This is a genomic window from Novosphingobium sp. FG137, from assembly GCF_057809735.1.
In genome coordinates this window covers 124,838-145,054 of the sequence record NZ_JBMDKN010000003.1, presented here as the reverse complement: position 1 = coordinate 145,054, position 20,217 = coordinate 124,838, and the positions used below count along the sequence as shown (strand labels likewise).

Genomic DNA, 20,217 nt, shown 5'->3' with positions numbered 1-20,217 from the left:
ACCGGCCCTAGCCGGCGTTCACGGTCCGGTGCGGAGCCGCGCCGACCAGACGGTTGGCGAGAGCGAGCGCTCCGGGTGCATCAGCCGCCGAGCCATCTGCGCCGGCTTCGAGAGCCATCGCCGGATTGGCATTCACTGCTTGTCCCCCCACCAGAATGCTTACGTCTTGGCACATGGACACGCTGCGGATCGCCTTGATCGTTCTTGCGAGCGACTCGGTAGTAACATCGCAGGAAACGGTCAAGCCGACGAGATCGTAGGATTTGTTGGCAACTTTTGCGACAAGCTGGCGCATGTCAGGGGCGACCAGAACTTCGCTGTCCCACGCGGCGCGGACGAACACTTCGTGCACCATCGTTGCGCCGAAACTGTGCTGTTCGCCCGGAATGGGCGAGAACAGCGCACGGCGCGGTGCGATGAGCGGGCCGGTGATGATCGGGCTGCCCCAGGCAATCTCGCGCATCACTTCCTGAAGGCGCCAGAGGCCAATGGTGACATCGAGGAAATCGCAGAGATCCTCTTCCCACAGGACGCCGAGGCGGCGTGCTGCGGGCGCCAGCAGATCGACGAAGATCGCATCGATACCGACCCCGCGCGCGAGATACTCCTCGACATGGACAAGCAGTTCATCGGCCTGCAGCGTGAGCGGCAGCGCAGAGAAGCGTGCGACATCCTCAGCCGTGATCAGGCTGCTGCCGCTGGCAACCGAGCGACAGGGGCGGGTGCGGTGCGCGACCAGGAGCTGGGGGATGATCTCACCCTCGATCAGGGTGCTGATGGCCGAGTTGGAGTTGGGGCTGGAACGCTGCTGACGCCGCGAGCTTCCGCCCCGACCGCCGCCGCTGTTGCCGCCGCCGCTGCCCTTCCGGCGACCGTTCACCGGCACACCAGTATGTTCCTCGTACGCAGCACCCGGGTCCGCCTTGCGGGGCCCCTGGCCACCTTGTGGCCCGCTCTTTCCAACCGCCAAGTCCATGTCAGACTCTCCCGTCTGCCGCGGCGACATGGCCACGTGGGGATAGTGGTATAAGACACTCCGACTCTGTCCCGTAGCCAAGACGTACGCCGAATGCCGGACCTTGGCAAACCCAATGATGTCAATTTTTCTTGTCGTCCAATTTTATTGACAGTCCGTTCGAACGAGTCGTAAGCTGCTCGTTGTGAAGAGGATGGGACGCAAGAAATGTCGGAAGCTCGTACGACAGCGCTGCGCGGAATCGGGTCCGGATCGGACCACCGCCTGAGCGCTCGCGGGCCGGCCCGGCCAGCCCGCCCGCTATATACTCCTGAAGAACAGCAACGGCGTGACAACACGGTTTGGACACTGGTCCAGGGCCTGCTGGCGCCGTTCCAGTTCCTTGTGTTTCTGGTCAGCCTCGCGCTTGTGGTGCGCTGCCTGCTGACGGGCGAAGGCGCCTTTGCGGCAGACCTTTCGGTGATCGCGAAGACGCTCACGCTCTATACCATCATGGTCACCGGCTCGATCTGGGAAAAGGTCGTCTTCGGCAAGTGGCTCTTCGCCCCGGCGTTCTTCTGGGAAGACGTCGTCTCGATGCTCGTGATCGCCCTGCACACGGCCTACATGGTCATGCTGGTGGGCAAGATCGGCACGCTGGAAGCACGCCTCGCCATCGTGCTCGCGGCCTACTTCGCCTATGTCGTCAACGCCGCGCAGTTCGTGCTGAAGCTGCGGGCGGCCCGGCTCCAGGCCCAGATGCTCAAGGGAGCCGCCGCATGAGCCCTGCACAAGCACTCGCAGCTGCAGAAACATCACGCGACGGCGGGCTGGAAATTCTGCGCGAACGCGGCCAGCGCGAGGTTTTCTGCGGACTGACCGGTATCGTCTGGCTGCATCGCAAGATGCAGGACGCGTTCTTCCTTGTCGTGGGATCGCGGACCTGCGCGCACCTGCTGCAATCGGCAGCGGGGGTCATGATCTTTGCCGAGCCGCGCTTTGCCACGGCGATCATCGAGGAACGCGATCTCGCCGGAATGGCCGATTGCCACGCCGAGCTGGACCGCGTGGTGGACCGCCTGCTGGCGCGCCGCCCCGAGATCCGCACGCTGTTCCTCGTCGGTTCATGCCCGTCCGAGGTGATCAAGCTCGATCTGAGCAACGCCGCGCAGCGCCTTGGCTCCAAGCACGTGCGCAGCGAAGGCCGCGAAGGTGTGCGCATCCTCGCCTATTCGGGCAGCGGGATCGAGACGACATTCACCGAAGGCGAGGACGCCTGTCTCACCACGCTCGTGCCGGAAATGCCCGCCGAAGCGCCGGGTGCGCCGCTCTCGCTGGTCATGGTCGGCACGCTGCCGGACATCGTGGAAGACCAGTTCCTGCGCCTGTTTGCCGAACTGGGCATTTCCCAAGTCGGCGTGCTGCCGGCGCGGCGCTCTGGCGGCCTTCCGCCGGTTGGCCCCAATACGCGTTACATTCTCGCCCAGCCGTTCCTGGGCGAGACCGCGCGCGCTCTGGAAGACCGGGGTGCGGTGCGCATCGATGCGCCCTTCCCGTTCGGCGCCGAAGGCACCGCTGCATGGCTGACGGCTGCCGCCGCCGCCTTCCGAATCGACGAGATGCACGTCAACCGCGTGATCGCGCCGGGCCGCGAGCGGGCCAAGCGGGCGCTGGAGCGTTACGCACCCACCCTGAAGGGCAAGCGCATCTCGTTCATGCCGGACTCGCAGCTGGAAATCCCGCTCGCGCGGTTTCTGGCGAACGAACTGGGCATGATTCCGGTCGAAGTGGGCACACCCTACCTTCACCGCGCGCATCTCGCCGCCGACCTTGCCCGCCTGCCCGAAGGCACGCGGATCAGCGAAGGGCAGGATGTGGAGCGCCAGTTGGACCGGGTCCGCGCCGACCGGCCCGACCTGACCGTCTGCGGGCTTGGCCTTGCCAATCCGCTCGAAGCTGAGGGCCTTGCAACCAAGTGGTCGATCGAACTGGTGTTCTCGCCCGTGCACGGCTTCGATCAGGCGGGTGACCTCGCCGAACTTTTCGCCCGGCCACTGCGCCGCCGCGATGTGCTGAGGATTTAGGCCCATGCAACTTGCCGTCTGGACCTATGAAGGACCGCCGCATGTCGGCGCCATGCGGGTCGCGACGGCGATGCGCGGCGTGCACTACCTGCTCCATGCGCCGCAGGGCGATACTTACGCCGACCTGCTGTTCACGATGATCGAGCGGCGCAATGTGCGCCCGCCCGTCACCTACACCACGTTCCAGGCCCGCGATCTGGGCAAGGATACCGCGAGCCTGTTCCAGAACTCGGCGCGCGATGCGGTGGATCGGTTCAAGCCGCAGGCGCTGCTGGTCGGCGCATCATGCACGGCCGAGCTGATCCAGGACGATCCGGCGGGCCTCGCCAACAACATGGGCCTGCCTTGCCCGGTTATTCCGCTCGAGCTGCCCAGCTATCAGCGCAAGGAAAACTGGGGCGCGGCAGAAACGTTCTACCAGATCGTGCGCCATCTGGCGGATACCTCGGTGCGCCCCGCCCCGCGTGAAGGCCGCCGTCCGCGCGTCAACCTGCTCGGTCCCGCCGCGCTCGGCTTCCGCCACCGCGACGATGTGATCGAAGTGCGCCGCATCCTCGATCTGCTGGGCATCGACGTCCATCTCGTGGCACCGCAGGATGCATCGCCCGAGGATATCCGCACCATCGGCGCGGCCGATTTCAACATCGTGCTGTATCCCGAGATCGGCGATGAAGCCGCGCGCTGGCTCGACAAGACTTTTGCCCAGCCCGCGATCCGCACCGTGCCGATCGGCGTGGGCGCGACGCGCGCCTTCATCAGCGAAGTCGCCGCGCTGGCAGGCGTCGATCCGGCCCCGGCGCTGAACGACGGTGCCTCGCGCATGCCGTGGTGGAGCCGTTCGGTCGACTCGACCTACCTGACGGGCAAGCGCGTGTTCGTGTTCGGCGATGCGACCCATGCCGTGGCTGCCGCGCGGATCGCGCATGAGGAGCTTGGCTTCACGGTCTGCGGGATCGGCTGCTACAACCGCGAATTCGCGCGCGACATCCGTGCCGCTGCCAAGGAATACGGCCTCGAGCCGCTGATCACCGACGATCACCTGACGGTTGAAGAAGCCATCGCCGCCGCCGCGCCCGAACTGGTGCTCGGCACGCAGATGGAGCGGCATATCGCCAAGCGGCTCGGCGTGCCCTGCGCGGTGATTTCCTCTCCGGTGCACGTGCAGGATTTCCCGGCGCGCTTCAGCCCGCAGATGGGCTTCGAAGGCGCGAACGTGATCTTCGATACCTGGGTCCACCCGCTGGTGATGGGGCTGGAAGAGCACCTGCTCACCATGTTCCGCGACGATTTCGAGTTCAGCGACGCGGCAGGCCCGTCGCACCTTCACGGCTCGGCCCCGGCGCATAGCAAGCCTGAACCGGTGCTCGCGCCTGCGGGCGATATTCTCATCAAGGAAGAAGCCGCGCCCGTCGCTGCTTCGGACGGCGCGGCCGGCTGGACCGACGATGCCGAGCGCGAACTGCGCAAAATTCCGTTCTTCGTGCGGGGCAAAGCCAAGCGCAACACCGAGAAGTACGCGAATGAAATGGGGCTGGCGGCTATCACGCTCGACACGCTCTACGAGGCAAAAGCCCATTATGCGCGGTAAAGCCCCCGTCACCACCCCGGATACACCGGTGCGCGTTGTCGTCATTACGCTCGACAACCACCTCTCCGGCGCATTCCAGCGCGCGCAGGGGCAGTTCGCGCGCGCCGGGACCGGTGTGTCGATCGGTTTCCATGCGGCGGCAGACTGGGAAGAGAAGCCCGGTTCGCTCGACGCCGCGCGGGCAGACATCGCGCAGGCCGACATCATCCTGTGCACGATGCTGTTCCTCGAGGATCATATCCGCGCGGTGATGCCGGCGCTCGAAGCCCGCCGCGACAATTGCGATGCGATCGTCGGCCTGATGTCGGCCGGCGAAGTGGTCAAGCTCACCCGCATGGGTGACTACCGCATGGACAAGCCCGCCACGGGCATGATGGGCCTGCTCAAGAAGCTGCGCGGATCGGGCAAGCCGGGGGCAAGCTCGGGCAAGGGTCAGATGGCCATGCTGCGCCGCCTGCCCAAGCTGCTGCGCTTCGTGCCGGGCACCGCGCAGGACGTGCGCGCCTATTTCCTGACCTTGCAGTACTGGCTCGCGGGCAGTGACGACAACGTGGTGGACATGATCCGCGCGCTGATTGATCGCTATGCTTCCGGCGAGCGTGCCGCCCTGCGCGGCGCGATGAAGGCCGAAGCGCCGCGCGAATATCCCGAAGTCGGCGTCTATCACCCGGCGATGACCCCGCGCATGGCGGCGAGTGCTGCGGCCCTGCCCGCCAGCGCCACTGCGGGCAAGCGCGGCACGGTCGGCCTCCTCATGCTGCGCTCCTATGTGCTCGCCAAGGATGCGCGCCATTATGACGGCGTGATCGCGGCGATGGAGGCACGGGGCCTGAGCGTAATCCCGGCCTTTGCCGGCGGTCTCGACGGGCGGCCGGCGATCGAGGCGCTGTTCATGAAGGACGGCAAGAGCACGGTCGATGCCGTGGTGAACCTGACGGGCTTCAGCCTTGTCGGCGGCCCTGCCTACAACGATACGGCAGCGGCCGAGGCGATCCTCGCCAAGCTCGACCGGCCCTATATCGCCGCGCATCCGGTGGAATTCCAGACACTTCAGGCCTGGGGCGCGAACCCGCAGGGGCTGCTGCCGCTGGAATCGACGATGATGATCGCGATTCCCGAGCTTGACGGGGCCATCCAGCCGATGGTTTTCGGCGGCCGTGCGGACGGCAGCGGCGAAGCCTGCACCGGCTGCGCCAATGGCTGCACGTTTGCCGGATCCGGCGTTGCAGGCGTGCGGCAGATGGAAAGCTGCGCCGAACGCGCCGAAGCGCTCGCCGCGCGCGTGGTGAAGCAGATCGATCTAGCCCGCGCGGCAGCAGCGGAGCGCCGCATTGCGGTCGTGCTGTTCAATTTCCCGCCGAATGCCGGCGCGGCTGGCACCGCGCAGTTCCTCAGCGTGTTCGAATCGCTCCACGCCACGCTCAAGCGGTTGGCGAGCGAAGGCTACACCGTCGAAGTGCCGGAAAGCGTCGACGCACTGCGCTCGGCGATCCTGATCGGCAATTCGGCGCGTTATGGCACCGAGGCCAATGTCCACACGCGGATCATGGCTGACACCATCGTCTCGCGCGAGACCTGGCTCAAGGACATCGAGGCTTCGTGGGGCCCGGCCCCGGGCAAGCTGCAGTCCGACGGCAGCGCGGTTCAGGTGCTCGGTGCGCAGTTCGGCAATGTGTTCGTCGGCATCCAGCCCGCGATCGGCATCGAAGGCGATCCGATGCGGCTGCTGTTCGAGGGGCGCTTCGCCCCGAGCCACGCTTTCGCCGCGTTCTATCGCTGGCTGCGCGAGGACTTCCAGGCCCACGCCGTCCTCCACTTCGGCACACACGGCAGCCTTGAATTCATGCCCGGCAAGCAGACCGGCCTGACGGCGCAGTGCTGGCCGGATCGGATGATCGGCGATTTGCCGAATGTCTATCTCTACGCCGCGAACAACCCTTCGGAAGGCGTGCTCGCCAAGCGCCGTTCGGGTGCGACGCTGGTGAGCTACCTCACCCCCGCCCTCACCCGCTCGGGCGTCTACAAGGGCCTCGCCGATCTCAAGGCCTCGGTCGAGCGCTGGCGTTCGCTGCCTCCGGGCGACGAGCAGGCCTTGCTCCTGGCCGAACTGATTGCCGAGCAGGCCGAAGCGCTGGACCTCGATGGCAGCGACGTACCGGCGCTGGCCGCGCGGCTTTATGAGATCGAGCGCGAGCTGATCCCGCAGGGGCTCCACATCGCCGGCCAAGCCGCGAGCCGCGAAGAGCGCATCGACATGGTGAGCGCCTCCGCCGAAGCGCGCGGCGAACCCCTCAGCCCGGAAGCCGCCGAACTGCTGGTCGATGGCAGGCTGAAGCTCGATACGCCGCTGCTCAAGGACATGGGCGCGCTCAACGCGGCGCTTTCGGTCAACCATGAACTCGACGGCATCGTCCGCGCGCTTTCGGGCCGGTTCATCCGCCCCGTCTCAGGCGGCGACGTGCTGCGCGCGCCGGAGATCCTGCCGACCGGGCGCAACATCCACGGCTTCGATCCGTTCCGCCTGCCTTCCGCCTTCGCGGTGAAGGACGGCGCGGAACAGGCGAAGAAGCTGCTCGAGCGCAGTATGGCCGACAGTGGCCACCTGCCGCAGACTGTCGCGATGGTCCTTTGGGGCACCGACAACCTCAAGAGCGAAGGCGCGCAGATTGCGCAGGTCCTCGCGCTGATCGGTGCACGCCCACGGTTTGACAGCTACAGCCGCCTTGCCGGAGCCGAGTTGATCTCGCTCGAAGAGCTGGGCCGCCCGCGCATCGACGTGATCGCAACGCTTTCCGGCGTGTTCCGCGACTTGCTGCCGCTCCAGACCCGCATGCTGGCCGAAGCCGCGCTGCTTGCCGCGAGCGCGGACGAGCCGCTCGAAATGAACTTCGTGCGCGCCCACGCCATCGCGCACCAGGACGAGCATCACTGCGATTTCGAGACGGCGGCGCTGCGCGTCTTCTCGAACGCACAAGGGGCCTATGGCGCCAACGTCAATCTGATGATCGACAACGGCGCGTGGACTGATCCGGACGAACTGGCCGACAGCTTCGAGCGCCAGAAGGGCTATGCTTACGGCGTGAAGGGCGTGCCGATCCGCCAGGCCGCGATCCTCGCCTCGGCGCTCAAGACCGTCGATTGCGCCTATCAGAACCTCGAAAGCGTCGAGCTCGGCATCACCTCGATCGACCAGTATGTCGACGCGCTGGGCGGCATCAGCCGTGCCGTCACGCGGGCCAAAGGCGGCGAGACCGCACCGGTCTACATCGGCGATCAGACGCAAGGCAGCGGCAAGGTCCGCAGCCTGCAGGAACAGGTCGCGCTCGAAACCCGGACCCGCATCCTCAATCCGGTGTGGACCGAAGGCCTGCTGCGCCACGGCTATGAAGGCGTCCGCGCGATCGAGGGCCATGTCACCACCACGATGGGCTGGTCCGCCACCACCGGCGAAGTCGATCCCTGGGTCTACCAGCGCATCAGCGAAACCTATGTGCTCGACGCCGCGATGCGCGAACGCATGGCCGCCCTTAATCCGCGCGCTTCGGCCCGCGTTGCCAACCGTCTCATCGAAGCGGTCGACCGCAAGTTCTGGTCGCCCGACGAAGCCACTCTCGCAGCCCTCCACGCCGCCAGCGACGAACTCGAGGACCGCCTTGAAGGCGTGATCCCCGCGGGCGTCGAAGCCGTCGCAGCATAAAGGAACCCACCCATGGCGCTACTCGATCCCCCTACCCGCAAGCCAGATGGCGACGGGTCCGTGCAGGTCCGGCTCGATCCCGCTGATCGCATCGGCAATGCCAAGGTCTTTGCCGTCTACGGCAAGGGCGGCATCGGCAAGTCGACCACTTCGTCGAACCTGTCCGCCGCGTTTTCGATGATGGGCCACCGCGTGCTGCAGATCGGCTGCGATCCCAAGCACGATTCCACCTTCACCCTCACCAAGAAGCTGATGCCGACGGTGATCGACGTGCTCGAAACCGTGGAATTCCACGCAGAGGAACTGCGGCCCGAAGACTACATGTTCGAAGGCTTCAACGGCGTGATGTGCGTCGAGGCCGGCGGCCCGCCCGCTGGCACCGGCTGCGGCGGCTATGTCGTGGGGCAGACCGTCAAGCTGCTCAAGCAGCACCACTTGCTCGAAGATACGGACGTCGTGATTTTCGACGTGCTGGGCGATGTGGTGTGTGGCGGGTTCGCTGCGCCGCTGCAACATGCCGAACGCGCGATCGTCGTCGCCGCCAACGATTTCGACAGCATCTTCGCGATGAACCGCATTGTCGCCGCGATCAATGCCAAGTCGAAGAACTACGACGTCCGCCTTGCAGGGGTTGTCGCCAACCGTTCGGCAGGCACCGACGAGATCGACCGTTTCAACGACGCCATCGGGCTCAAGCGGCTTGCCCACTTCAAGGATCTCGACGCGATCCGCCGCTCGCGCCTGAAGAAGTGCACCTTGTTCGAAATGCCGGACAGCCCGGACGTGATCGCGGCGCGCGAGGAATACCTCAATCTTGCCCGCATCCTCTGGAATGGCACGCCTGCGCTTGAGGCGACGGCCATGAAGGACCGCGATATTTTCGATTTCCTGGGGTATGAATGATGGCGACGCGCGCATCTTCCAGCTTTGACGGCCAGGTCTCCCGGCACGGCTCGCGCTTCGATGCACAGCGCGACAAGCTGACAACCTATTTCGACAGCACGGCGCGCAAAGCGTGGATCGACCTGACTTCGGATGCGAAAGTCAGCGGGATCCGCGCCACCGTGCGCGCAGGCCGCGATGCCATGCGCGACGTGCTGCTGGACTGGCTGCCGCATGACCTGCGGCGGATGCGCGTGCTCGATGCCGGGTGCGGCACCGGCGCGCTGAGCGTGCTGGCGGCGCGGCGCGGGGCCGAAGTGGTCGGCGTCGATGTGGCGGGCGGGCTCGTCGCGATTGCGCGCGAACGCTGCCCCTCGTTCCTCGGCCACGGCCGCATCCACTGGCGTGTGGGCGACATGCTCGATCCCGCGCATGGCCGTTTTGACCATGTCGTCGCGATGGATTCGCTGATCCACTACCGCCCGGACGACATCGTTGCCACGCTGGTTTCGCTGGCCGAGCGCTGCGACGGCTCGATCGTGTTTACCCACGCACCTTCCACCCCGATGCTGCGCGCGATGCACACGATGGGCCTGCTTTTCCCCCGCAGCGACCGCGCGCCCGCCATCGTGCCTGTGCGCGATGCCGACCTGATCGCGCGGATCGAGAAGGCCCTGCGCGGCTGGCATGTCGGCCGCAGCAAGCGGATCGGCACCGGCTTCTACATTTCCAATGCCCTCGAACTGGTGCGCGACTGACCATGACCGGAACGCCCGCCATGACCGACACTATCCCGCAGACCCGCCTTTCGCGGATGGCAGGCCAGTGGACGCGCGTGGCGGTGAGCTGGCTGCCCTTTGCTGATGCCGCGAGCGCCGAACTGCCTCTGTCCCGCCTGCTGCGCCTTGCGCTGTTTCAGGTGAGCGTGGGCATGGCGACGGTGCTGCTCAATGGCACCCTCAACCGCGTGATGATCGTCGAACTGCACACCCCGGCTTGGCTGGTTTCGCTGCTGATCGCGATGCCGCTGCTGTTTGCCCCGCTGCGCGCGCTCATCGGGCACAAGTCCGATACGCACCGCTCCGTGCTCGGCTGGCGGCGGGTGCCCTATATCTGGTTCGGCACGCTGATGCAGTGGGGCGGTCTTGCGATCATGCCCTTCGCGCTGCTGCTGATGAGCGAGACGCGTACATTCTATACCGGCCTTGGCGGGGGCGCGCTCGCGTTCCTGCTGACGGGCGCGGGGCTCCACGTGACGCAGACCGCCGGCCTTGCACTGGCGACCGACCTTGCGCGCGCGGACAAGCGCCCGCGCGCAGTGGCGCTGCTCTATGTGATGCTGCTGGTAGGCATGATGGTTTCGGCCTTCGTGATCGGCGGCCTGCTGGTGCCCTTCAGCCCGACCCGGCTGGTGCAGGTGATCCAAGGCGCAGCGGTCGTGACGCTCGTGCTCAACGTGACCGCGCTGTGGAAGCAGGAAGGCCGCAATCCCGGCCGGACCGCGAAGGACCGCGAGGCGCCCGAATTCAGCGACGTTTGGCGCGAATTCGTCGCCGAGCCCAACACGGTGCGCCTGCTTTCGGCCATCGGCCTCGGCGCGGCTGCTTTTGCGATGCAGGACGCGCTGCTCGAACCCTATGGCGCCGAGCTGTTGGGCCTTGCCGTTGGTTCCACCACCATGCTGACAGGCTCCTGGGCGATGGGCGCGATTGCCGGTTTCTCGATCTCTACCCGCGTGCTGGAGCGCGGCTTCGATCCGCTGCGGCTGGCAGGCGCGGGCATGGTCGGCGGGATCTGCGCGTTCATTCTCGTTCTGCTGGCAGCTCCGCTCCATTCTGCGGCACTGCTTGCCGTGGGTGCGGGCGCGATCGGCTTCGGCATCGGCCTGTTCTCGGTCGGCACGCTGATCGCAGCGATGTCGCTGGCGCAGCGCCGCGATTCCGGTGTGGCGCTCGGCGCCTGGGGCGCGGTGCAGGCGACGGCGGCAGGCAGCGCGCTCGCGGTGGGCGGCGTGATCCGCGATACCGTTTCCTGGGCAAGCGGCCCGGGCGGACGCGCGGCAGGCTATGCCACGGTCTACAGCCTTGAAATCGTAATGCTCATTGCAGCCCTGGTGGTCCTTGGACCGCTGGCGGGCAAGCGCCTCGGCCTCTCGGGCGATTTGCCCGGCGGGCAGATGGCTTTGCCGGAGTTTCCGACATGAGTGTTTCCAGCGTGAATGTGGTGGTGGGAATTGCGGCCTCCGGGGCCCTGATCCGGGAAAGGAACGTTCGATGAAAAGCGCATATGTAGTTGGCTCGATTGACGTGGCAGAGCTCGCGCTCTGGGCGTTCTTCCTCTTCTTCCTTGCCCTGGTCTTCTGGCTGCGGCGCGAGGATCGCCGCGAGGGCTATCCGCTCGAAGACGAAATGAACGGATTCATCGAGACCGTTGGCGGGCCGCTCTCGACGGCGCTGCCCAAGACCTTCCACCTGCCTTTCGGCCGGGGCAGCGTGTCCTATCCGCTGCCGCGCACCGAAGGCCGCGAGCCGGTGGAAATCGCCGCCAAGCGCTACGAGAACTTTGCCGGTGCGCCCTATGTTCCGACCGGCAATCCGCTGGTCGATGGCGTCGGCCCGGCATCCTATGCCAACCGCGCCAAGTGGCCCGATCAGGACGCGCATGGCCGCGCCCGCATCGTGCCGCTTTCGACCGAGGATCACATCTCGGTATGGAAGGGCGGCCCTGATCCGCGCGGCATGAAGGTGATCGCGGCGGACGGTCAGGTGGCCGGCACCGTGACCGACCTGTGGATCGACCGTGCGGAGCACCAGGTCCGCTACCTTGCGGTAGAGACCACCAGCGGCAAGCATGTGCTCGCCCCGATGGCGATGGCAACGGTGAGCGCAGCAGGCGTGACCATCGATGCGATCAACGCGGCCGACTACGACGCCGTGCCGCAGCTTGAGAGCGCGACCGAGATCACCCGCTATGAAGAAGAGCGCGTGATCGGCTACTTCGGCGGCGGCTATCTCTACGCCAACGCCGGTCGTCAGGAGCCCATCCTGTGAGAGAGCACGATATCGAGCCGATCCGCGGCCTGCCGGGTGATCTGCCTGCGGGCGAGGCGATCCTCTGGCAGGGCACGCCCGATGCACAGGTGTTCGCCCGCAGCGCGCTGGGCGTGCGGTGGATCGGCGGATACTTCGTGGCTCTCGTCGGCTGGGCGTTTGTCGGCGGCACGCCGCTGGGGGCGCTCATCACGGCAGGCTTCGGTGTGCTGGCGGTGGGCCTCGCCTATGGCTTCGCACTGCTGGTGGCGCGCAGCACGGTCTACACGATCACCAACCGCCGCGTGGTGCTGCGCATCGGCGTCGCGCTCAGCAAGTGCATCAATCTGCCGTTGGTGAAGCTGGGCGGCGCGGATCTGCGCAATCTGGGTGCGGGCTACGGCGATATCGCGCTTTCGCTCGATGGGCCGAGCATGCTCGGCTACGCGATGCTCTGGCCGCATGCCCGTCCCTTCCGCCTGGCCAAGCCGCAGCCGATGCTGCGCGCGCTGCCCAACGCGGCTGAGGCGGCGGGCATTCTCGCCAAGGCAACCGCCGCGATCGTGCCGGTTCAGCAGCGCAGCGAAGCCGCACCCGCCGCAAGCGCACCGCGTCCGGCATTGGGCGCAAAGGAGGCAATGGCATGAGCCTGGTCCACGATCATGAACAGACGATGCCCAAGGGCGCCCTTGCCTCGGCGCTGGTCCTCGTGGGAACTGCACTCGCGCTCACGGCGCTGGTCAAGGTTGGCGTGCTGAGCCGCGAGGCGATCCCCGCTGCCGCCCGCACCGAAGCGCATGTCGCACCGGCGGTCGTGCGCCAGCTCACCTTCACCGACCGCGGTGACGGCGCAGTGGTGGTGCGCGATGTCTCCACCGGCGAGACGGTGCGCGTGCTGGTTGACGGCGTGCCCGGCAACGGCTTCGTGCGCGGCGTGATGCGCGGCATGGCGCGGGAGCGGCATATCCGCGGCGTCGGCATGGCCCCGCCCTTCACGCTGACGCTGTGGAAGAACGGCACGCTTTCGCTGGACGACAAAGCCACAGGCCGTTCGATCGAGCTCGGCTCGTTCGGGCCGGACAACCGGGCCGCCTTTGCTGCGCTCCTTCCCGGAGGCGCCGCCTGATGGCCTCCAGCAGGTTCGATACCCCCTGCCGCATCGAGATCGAGCAGACGCCGGAACACTTCCACGCGCATGTGCGGCTGGCCGGCGATATCGAACTGCAGCCGGGCGATCGCGTGAAGGTCCACGGCGCGCCGATCCGTGTTGATTTCGGTCAAAGCCTCGCGATTGACCGGATGGCAACGGTGACGCGAGCCGGTCCGCTGGTGCGGGCCTGGATCAGGCTGGCCGCCTATTTCGACCTTACCGAACTCTACGAAGTCAGCTTTACGCCCGGGAGACCGTCATGAACGCCCCTACCACGATCGACCCGAAGTCTTCCGCGCATGAAGAGTTCAGCCGCGCCGCCGCCGCTGCCGGGCTCGACTTCGACAACGGCAGCAGCGCCAAGCTGGATACGATGGCCATGGCGCGCGCCGAAACGGTGCTGAGCCCCCGCTTCTACACCACCGACTTCGCTGCGCTCGATGCGATCGACGTCTCGCCCGTACGTGCCGAGTGGGACGACCTGATCGCCGAGATGCAGGCAGACCGCAACAAGCTGCACTTCAAGCGCACGGAAAGCTTCGAGGGGATCATCGAGAACCTTGAACCGGCCCTGCGCGAGGAATTCACCGATTTCCTCGTCAGCTCGATGACTTCGGAGTTTTCGGGCTGCGTGCTCTATTCCGAAATGGCCCGGCGCACGCGCAATCCGGACATGAAGATGCTGTTCAAGCTGCTCGCGCGCGATGAAAGCCGCCATGCCGGGTTCATCAACGAAACGCTGAAGGACGCCGGGATCGGCGTCGATCTGGGCTTTTTGACCAAATCGAAGAAGTACACGTACTTCCGCCCGAAGTTTATCTGGTATGCCGTCTATCTTTCTGAAAAGATTGGCTATGCCCGCTACATCACGATCTACCGGCACCTCGCCAGGCACCCCGAGCACCGCTTCCACCCGATTTTCTCGTGGTTCGAGGAGTGGTGCAACGACGAGTTCCGCCATGGCGAAGCTTTCGCGCTGCTGATGCGGGCAGATCCGAAGCTGCTGACCGGGCTGAACCGCCTGTGGATTCGCTTCTTCCTGCTTTCGGTCTACGCCACGATGTATGTGCGCGATCATGCGCGCCCGCTGTTCCACGAGGCCCTGGGCGTTGATCCGACCGAGTACGACTACAAGGTCTTCTCGGTCTGCACCGCGATCACCCGCCAGGTGTTCCCGATCGAGCTGGAAACCGATGATCCGGCCTTCCGCCGCCGGATGGACGACCTGCTGAACGCCAGCAACCGCATCGCCGCCGGCAAGGCGCGCGGCGGGGTGGCGGGCGCGTTCCAGCGCTACAGCGGTGTTGCCGCCGCGGGCCTCGCCTTTGCGCGGATGTACTTCCACCGCACGCGCGAGAACGCGCTGCCCGCCTCGGTGCGGATGCAGCCATCGTGGTAAGCCTCTCCGGTCACGCTATCCCCATGGTGGTCACGCTTGTCGTGTGGTTCTTCGCCACCGGGCTGATCGCGTGGCTGGACAACCGTGACCGGGCGACTTTCCCGCGCGCGCTGGCCATCGCTGGCGCAGGCGGCATCGCCGGTCTGATCGCGGTGGTGATCGGATCGCAGCTGCCCACGATTGCCGGGACCTATATCGGGTTTGTCGGCGCGCTGATGGTGTGGTCCTGGCATGAGGCGAGCTTCCTCATGGGCGCTGTCGCCGGGCCGCGGCGCGAGCCGAGCCGCCCCTCCGCGCGCGGCTGGGAACGCTTCGTCGATGCCAGTTCCACCCTGATCTACCACGAGATCGCCTTGGCGCTGACCGCGCTGATGCTGATGTCCGTCAGCTGGAACGGGCCGAACCCGACCGGTGCAGAGGTCTTCCTGCTGCTGTTTGCGCTGCGCCTGTGCAGCAAGCTGGTGCTCTATGCGGGCGTGCCCAACGAGATCGGCACCCTGCTGCCGCCGCACCTGCAATATCTGTGTAGCTATTTCGGGCCGCAGCGCTTTTCCGCCGCCTTTGCCTGCTCGCTGATCGGCACCATTGCGCTGGCCGCAGGGCTTGGTGCCAATGCGCTGGCAGCGCCTGGCGCGAGCGCACAGGCCGTCAGCGCCAGTTTGCTGTTTGCCATGGCCGCGCTTGGCGCGGTCGAGCACATTTTCTTCGCCTTGCCGTTTCGTGACGGCGCACTGTGGGGCTGGGCATTGCCGGGCCGCACCAACCGGATGAGCGCCTGAGATTCGGGCCGTATTTTAATGGGAAGGGGTATTTCGGCCATGGATTATGAGGCCTTCTTTACACAGGAACTCGATGCTGTCCGCGGCGAAGGGCGTTATCGCATCTTTGCCGAACTGGAGCGCCATCGCGGCTCCTTCCCCAAAGCGACCCGCCATGTGGACGGCGGCACACAGGAAGTCACCGTCTGGTGTTCGAACGATTACCTCGGCATGGGCCAGCACCCCAAGGTGCTGGACGCGATGCACACGGTCATCGACGAATGCGGTGCGGGCGCAGGCGGCACGCGCAACATTTCAGGCACGAACCGGCACCACGCGCTGCTCGAAACCGAGCTCGCCGATCTCCACCACAAGGAAGCCGCGCTGCTGTTCACCTCGGGCTATGTCTCGAACTGGGCGGCGCTCGGCACGCTGGCCGCACGCCTGCCCGATTGCGTCGTGTTTTCGGATGCCGGCAACCACGCCTCGATGATCGAAGGCATTCGCCACAGCCGCGCTGAATGCGTGGTCTGGAAGCACAACGACTGGCGCGATCTCGATGCCAAGCTTTCGCAAGTGGCCCCTGGCCGCGCGAAGCTGGTGGCGTTCGAAAGCGTCTACTCGATGGACGGCGATATCTCGCCGATCCGCGAGATCATCGAAGTCTGCGAGAAGCACGGCGCGCTCTCCTACATCGACGAAGTCCACGGCGTCGGCCTCTATGGCCCGCGCGGCGCGGGCGTGGCCGAGCGTGAAGGCCTGATGGACCGGATCGACGTGATCGAGGGCACGCTGGGCAAGGCCTTCGGCGTCATGGGCGGCTATATCGCGGCCTCAGAAGCGCTGTGCGACTATGTGCGCAGCTTCGCCTCAGGCTTCATCTTCACGACGGCGATCCCTCCTGCCCTCGCCGCCGGTGCCTGCGCCAGCATCCAGCACCTGAAGGTGAGCGGCTACGAACGCGCCCGCCACCGCGACCGGGTGAGCACGGTGCGCCGCAAACTCAACGCGCTGGGCATCCCGCACCTCGACAACCCGAGCCACATCATCCCGGTGATGGTGGGCGACGCGCGCAAGTGCAAGATGATCAGCGACTGGCTGCTCGACAACCACGGCATCTATGTCCAGCCGATCAACTATCCCACCGTGCCGCGCGGCACGGAGCGGCTGCGCATCACCCCCTCGCCCGTCCACACCGATGGCGATATCGACCGGCTGCTGGAAGCGCTGAGCGACATCTGGTCGCAGTGCGAACTGGCGCGGCGCAGCCACGCGGCTTGAACTGAACTGAAGGAAGAGACCCGGTTCCCTGCGAAGGCGGGGGGCCGGGTTTTTTTGTGGCCGTCAGCTAAGGTTCGCGGCTGACCTGGAGCTGCCCAGCGGCTGCCAGGCCGGTCACTTGCGCGGTGGCAAAGCTGATGCCGTGAAGGTTGCGCTGCTGGGGCACGCCTTCGATCGGGCGCGGATAGCCCGAGGCGTAGTGGACCCCATCTGCGCCGAGAAGGGCCGTTCCGCGCGGGACATCCCAATCGAGACCCACCGCGATGACACCCGCCAGCATGCCCGGCCAGCATGGCGCATCGTCTGCCGCCGTGCGCGGGGCAACGATGCGCGCGGGGCTGCGCGCCACTGCCGCCGCGAAATGATCGGCATGCGCCGGATTGGTGGTGCCAAGGCTGAGGTTGCAGAAATCGGCGCCTTGTGCGCTCGCCCAGTCCAGCGCGGCGATCAGCGCGCGGGGTGAGGCGCGCAGGCCATCGCGGAATACCCGGATCGGCAGGATCAGCGCATCCGGCGCCAGCTCCTGAATCGCGGCGGTCACGGCGGTGCCATGGCCGACACGGTCCAGCGTCACGCCGTCCCCTTGCTCGATCGTGCCATCGGCGAGGATCGCCACGCCCGGCAGCAGGCGGCTGGCCACGATATGCGGATGGTCGGGGTGCGCGCCGCTATCGATCACGGCAATGCGGACCAGGTCAGCCACGCAGACAAGCCTTTCCGTCCGTCAGGGTCACCACGATATCCGCGCCTTCGGTCAGCGCGGGGCGGTGCGTGATGATGATCAGCGTGGCATCGGGCAGCGCCTCGCGCAGGCCGGCGGCGACGCGCTGCTCGGTGGCTGCATCGAGTGCTGCGGTGGGTTCATCGAGCACCAGCACCGAGGGCCGCCGCAGCAGCGCGCGGGCAATCGCGATGCGCTGGCGTTCACCGGCGGACAGCGAAAGCCCGCGTTCGCCGACCGGGGTCTGCAAGCCTTGTGGCAGGCGCTGGAGCAAGGGGCCAAGCCCGGCGGCTTCGGCGGCGGCCTGCACCTCGGCAGTGGTTGCGCTTTCGAGCGCAAAAGCGATGTTGGTGGCAATCGCGGCGTTGAACAGGAAGGGAGCCTGATCGACCAGCAAGACTTCGCGGCGCAGATCACCGAGCGCGACATCGCGGATATCCACTCCGTCGATGGTAATCCGGCCGCTCTGGGGGTCCTGAAGGCGCACCAGCAGATCGGCCAGCGTCGATTTGCCGGCACCGCTTTCGCCCAGAACGGCGCAATGCGCGCCCGCCGGGATGATGAGGGCGATCCCGTCCAGCACCGCCTCCCGGTCATGCCGGAAATGCACGCCTTCAAAGCGGATCGCGCTGCGCACCGGACCCAGCGGCAGCGGATCGGCGCGCTGGATCACCTCGGGTTCGGTATCGAACAGTTCGAAGATCCGTCCCAGTGACACGCGGGTGGACGCGAGCCCGGAGGAGAGCCCCAGCAAGGCCTGCACCGGCGCAAACAGCCGCGCGTGATAGGCCATGAAGGCGACCAGCGTGCCGATGGTGAGCTCGCCCGAAAAGACCCGCCAGCCGCCATAAAGCGTCACCGCCGCGGTCGAGATCGCCAGCAGCGCGCCGGGCAGCGCGCCGGTGAGGAACGAGGCGACCTGCATGCGCAGCATGGTCTGGACAAAGCGGCCATTGGCATCGGCGAACCGGGCAAGTTCATGCCGCTCGGCCCCCAGCGCTGTCACCACTCGCATTCCCATCACGGTATCGACCAGCAGGCTACCCAGATCGGCGCCGCGCTCGCGCATGTCGCGCGTGATCTCCACCAGCCGCCGCTGCAGCCGCACGAAGGCCAGTACCGCGAACGGCACGAGCACGGTGCCGACCAGAAACAGCCGCCAATCGAGCCAGATCATCAGGACCACGCTGCCGATGAGGAACAGCACATTGCCGAGCGCCGCGAGCAGGGTATCGGCGGCGGCGCGCTGCACGTCGCTTACGTCGCTGTTGATCCGGCTCATGAGGTCGCCAAGCCGGAAGCGGGCGTAGAAGCGTGGGGAGAGCGTCTGCAAGTGGCGCAGCAGATCGACGCGGATATCGAAGAGCATCGCGGCGGAGATCTTCACGTAGCGATAGCTGGAAGCGATATTGAGCGCATAGCCGCCGAGGGTGACGCCGATTGTCGCCGCCGCGATCCATCCCAGTGCCGCGAGGTTGTGACCGAGCAGCGCCTCGTCGATCATCAGCTTCGAAAGGTAGGGCTGCGCAAGCGTGACTGCGGTCGCCATGAGGCTGAGCGCGAGCACGAAGGCGAGGCGGCCGCGATAGGGCATGATGTAGGGCAGGAGCCGCCGATAGGTCCGCCACTGCGCAACCGGCGGAGCAGGATTTGCGCCGCTCATGCCGCCACCGTGCGCGGGGCGAGCCGGCTGCCTGTGAGCACAAAGGCAGGCTCCGGCTCCACCGCCAGCATGCTGGTGCACCAGGCATGGCCTTCGGCGGTGACCCGCGCCTGCTCCTGCCACCACGCGCCAGACCCGCCGCGCTGGTAGAACGGCAGGCACGCGGCGAGATGGCGGCGCAGCGCGGCAATCAGCATCGCGCGGTAGTGGCGCAGCAAGGGGCCAGGGTCCTGCCCTTCCGCGATCGCGCTTGCTACCGCCCCCGCCAGAATGCCCCCGCGCGCCGCCATCGCCGTGCCGTCGCCGCAAAGCGGATCAAACGCGAGTGCGCCGCTGCCCAGCACAAGCCAGTCATCCCCCACCAGGTGTTCCAGCACGCGCGGTGCCGTCTCGAACCTTGCCTCGACCGCGCCCAGCGTGCCGATCGCCGGTGCGATCAGACGGCTCTGCGCCAGCAGCGCATCCGGGGCATCGCCCACTGCGAGCAGCCACGCGCATTCCGCCCCCAGCGGGATCAGGAAGAGCCAGCCCGCCGCAACTGCCTCGACCAGCACCGATGCGGCATCCGCCCCTGCCGCCAGCGTGACCGGCGCTGCCGCCGCCTCGCGCTGGCCGAATTGGTGCAAGGACGGTTTCGGCGGACGTGCATGCAGCGAAAAGCGTGGCGGCGCAGCCGGGGGCGAGCCATGGGCAAGCGGGAGTGCCCCGAGCAAGGCCTGCCCGGAAAGCGCGAAAGCCTGATGCGGGATGGACACGGGCTCGGCCTCGTTCCACCGCACGATGCGCCGCGTGATGCGGTGCGATCCGGCAATGCGGCCCTCGCCAAACAGGCTGTCCAGCAGATGCAGCGCCTGTTCGCCCAGCATCACGACAGGAGCCGAACCGCGCTCCGCGCCTTGCTCTGCAGAGAAACTGGCCGCGTTTTCGAGCAGCACGGCCTGCGCCGCCGCCACTCCGACCCCGCGCCCCATGACATGCACGGACGACCGCCACCCGGCGGTCATTTGGCC

Annotated in this window: 18 protein-coding genes; 14 read left to right on the top strand and 4 right to left on the bottom strand. The window is 66.7% G+C overall.

Translation table 11 applies throughout. The features are described 5' to 3' along the window. Positions 1-7: 7 nt before the first annotated feature. Positions 8-976: a cobalamin B12-binding domain-containing protein gene (locus ACODS2_RS10220; RefSeq protein ID WP_488998718.1), complete on the bottom strand. Its 969-nt coding sequence runs from the start codon at positions 974-976 to the stop codon at positions 8-10. A 207-nt stretch (positions 977-1,183) separates the two neighbouring features. Between ACODS2_RS10220 and bchF the strand changes: the two genes are divergently transcribed. The 14 genes from bchF (at position 1,184) to hemA (ending at position 16,823) form a co-directional block, all read left to right on the top strand. Beyond that, on the top strand, positions 1,184-1,738 hold the full coding sequence (gene bchF, locus ACODS2_RS10215; protein WP_488998717.1) for a 2-vinyl bacteriochlorophyllide hydratase: 555 nt from the start codon (positions 1,184-1,186) through the stop codon (positions 1,736-1,738). After that, entirely contained in the window at positions 1,735-3,039 is a 1,305-nt protein-coding gene (locus ACODS2_RS10210) for a ferredoxin:protochlorophyllide reductase (ATP-dependent) subunit N (RefSeq protein WP_488998716.1), read from the top strand. The genes bchF and ACODS2_RS10210 overlap by 4 nt, the downstream gene beginning before the upstream one ends. 4 nt (positions 3,040-3,043) lie before the next feature. Further along, positions 3,044-4,627, top strand: coding sequence for a ferredoxin:protochlorophyllide reductase (ATP-dependent) subunit B (bchB, locus tag ACODS2_RS10205; protein WP_488998715.1), 1,584 nt, complete (start codon positions 3,044-3,046; stop codon positions 4,625-4,627). After that, positions 4,617-8,324 carry a magnesium chelatase subunit H gene (locus ACODS2_RS10200; RefSeq protein ID WP_488998714.1) on the top strand — a complete coding sequence of 1,236 codons (3,708 nt, stop codon included), beginning with the start codon at positions 4,617-4,619 and terminating at the stop codon, positions 8,322-8,324. Before bchB ends, ACODS2_RS10200 begins: the two co-directional genes overlap by 11 nt. Before the next feature lie 12 nt (positions 8,325-8,336). Continuing rightward, positions 8,337-9,227, top strand: a complete 891-nt coding sequence (gene bchL / locus ACODS2_RS10195; protein ID WP_421839008.1) for a ferredoxin:protochlorophyllide reductase (ATP-dependent) iron-sulfur ATP-binding protein — start codon at positions 8,337-8,339, stop codon at positions 9,225-9,227. Beyond that, the gene (bchM, locus tag ACODS2_RS10190) at positions 9,224-9,964 is read left to right on the top strand and encodes a magnesium protoporphyrin IX methyltransferase (RefSeq protein WP_488998713.1); all 741 of its coding nucleotides are present in this window, start codon (positions 9,224-9,226) and stop codon (positions 9,962-9,964) included. Before bchL ends, bchM begins: the two co-directional genes overlap by 4 nt. 20 nt (positions 9,965-9,984) lie before the next feature. Next, the gene (locus ACODS2_RS10185) at positions 9,985-11,409 is read left to right on the top strand and encodes a BCD family MFS transporter (RefSeq protein WP_488998712.1); all 1,425 of its coding nucleotides are present in this window, start codon (positions 9,985-9,987) and stop codon (positions 11,407-11,409) included. 70 nt (positions 11,410-11,479) lie between these two features. Beyond that, positions 11,480-12,256 (top strand): photosynthetic reaction center subunit H, encoded by a 777-nt coding sequence (gene puhA / locus ACODS2_RS10180; protein ID WP_298174052.1) that lies wholly within the window; start codon positions 11,480-11,482, stop codon positions 12,254-12,256. After that, positions 12,253-12,882 carry a photosynthetic complex putative assembly protein PuhB gene (puhB, locus tag ACODS2_RS10175; protein ID WP_488998711.1) on the top strand — a complete coding sequence of 210 codons (630 nt, stop codon included), beginning with the start codon at positions 12,253-12,255 and terminating at the stop codon, positions 12,880-12,882. The genes puhA and puhB overlap by 4 nt, the downstream gene beginning before the upstream one ends. After that, a complete protein-coding gene (puhC, locus tag ACODS2_RS10170) occupies positions 12,879-13,361 on the top strand; it encodes a photosynthetic complex assembly protein PuhC (protein WP_488998710.1) in 483 nt (160 codons plus the stop codon). Before puhB ends, puhC begins: the two co-directional genes overlap by 4 nt. After that, entirely contained in the window at positions 13,361-13,648 is a 288-nt protein-coding gene (locus ACODS2_RS10165; RefSeq protein WP_298174058.1) for a hypothetical protein, read from the top strand. The genes puhC and ACODS2_RS10165 overlap by 1 nt, the downstream gene beginning before the upstream one ends. A gap of 110 nt (positions 13,649-13,758) precedes the next feature. Continuing rightward, positions 13,759-14,784 carry a magnesium-protoporphyrin IX monomethyl ester (oxidative) cyclase gene (gene acsF, locus ACODS2_RS10160; RefSeq protein ID WP_488999029.1) on the top strand — a complete coding sequence of 342 codons (1,026 nt, stop codon included), beginning with the start codon at positions 13,759-13,761 and terminating at the stop codon, positions 14,782-14,784. Positions 14,785-14,807: 23 nt separating this feature from the next. After that, positions 14,808-15,563 (top strand): putative photosynthetic complex assembly protein PuhE, encoded by a 756-nt coding sequence (puhE, locus tag ACODS2_RS10155; protein WP_488998709.1) that lies wholly within the window; start codon positions 14,808-14,810, stop codon positions 15,561-15,563. A 39-nt stretch (positions 15,564-15,602) separates the two neighbouring features. Further along, entirely contained in the window at positions 15,603-16,823 is a 1,221-nt protein-coding gene (gene hemA / locus ACODS2_RS10150) for a 5-aminolevulinate synthase (RefSeq protein WP_488998708.1), read from the top strand. Positions 16,824-16,890: 67 nt separating this feature from the next. On the opposite strand, the gene ACODS2_RS10145 is transcribed toward hemA, so the two are convergent. Genes ACODS2_RS10145 through ACODS2_RS10135 form a run of 3 tightly spaced genes read right to left on the bottom strand, consistent with a single transcriptional unit; the run spans position 16,891 to position 20,211 of the window. Next, positions 16,891-17,526 carry a S8 family serine peptidase gene (locus ACODS2_RS10145; RefSeq protein WP_488998707.1) on the bottom strand — a complete coding sequence of 212 codons (636 nt, stop codon included), beginning with the start codon at positions 17,524-17,526 and terminating at the stop codon, positions 16,891-16,893. Continuing rightward, positions 17,519-19,207, bottom strand: a complete 1,689-nt coding sequence (locus ACODS2_RS10140) for an ABC transporter ATP-binding protein (RefSeq protein ID WP_488998706.1) — start codon at positions 19,205-19,207, stop codon at positions 17,519-17,521. The genes ACODS2_RS10145 and ACODS2_RS10140 overlap by 8 nt, the downstream gene beginning before the upstream one ends. Further along, complete coding sequence (locus ACODS2_RS10135) at positions 19,204-20,211, bottom strand: NAD(P)/FAD-dependent oxidoreductase (protein ID WP_488998705.1); 1,008 nt, start codon at positions 20,209-20,211, stop codon at positions 19,204-19,206. Before ACODS2_RS10135 ends, ACODS2_RS10140 begins: the two co-directional genes overlap by 4 nt. Between the last annotated feature and the right edge of the window lie 6 nt (positions 20,212-20,217).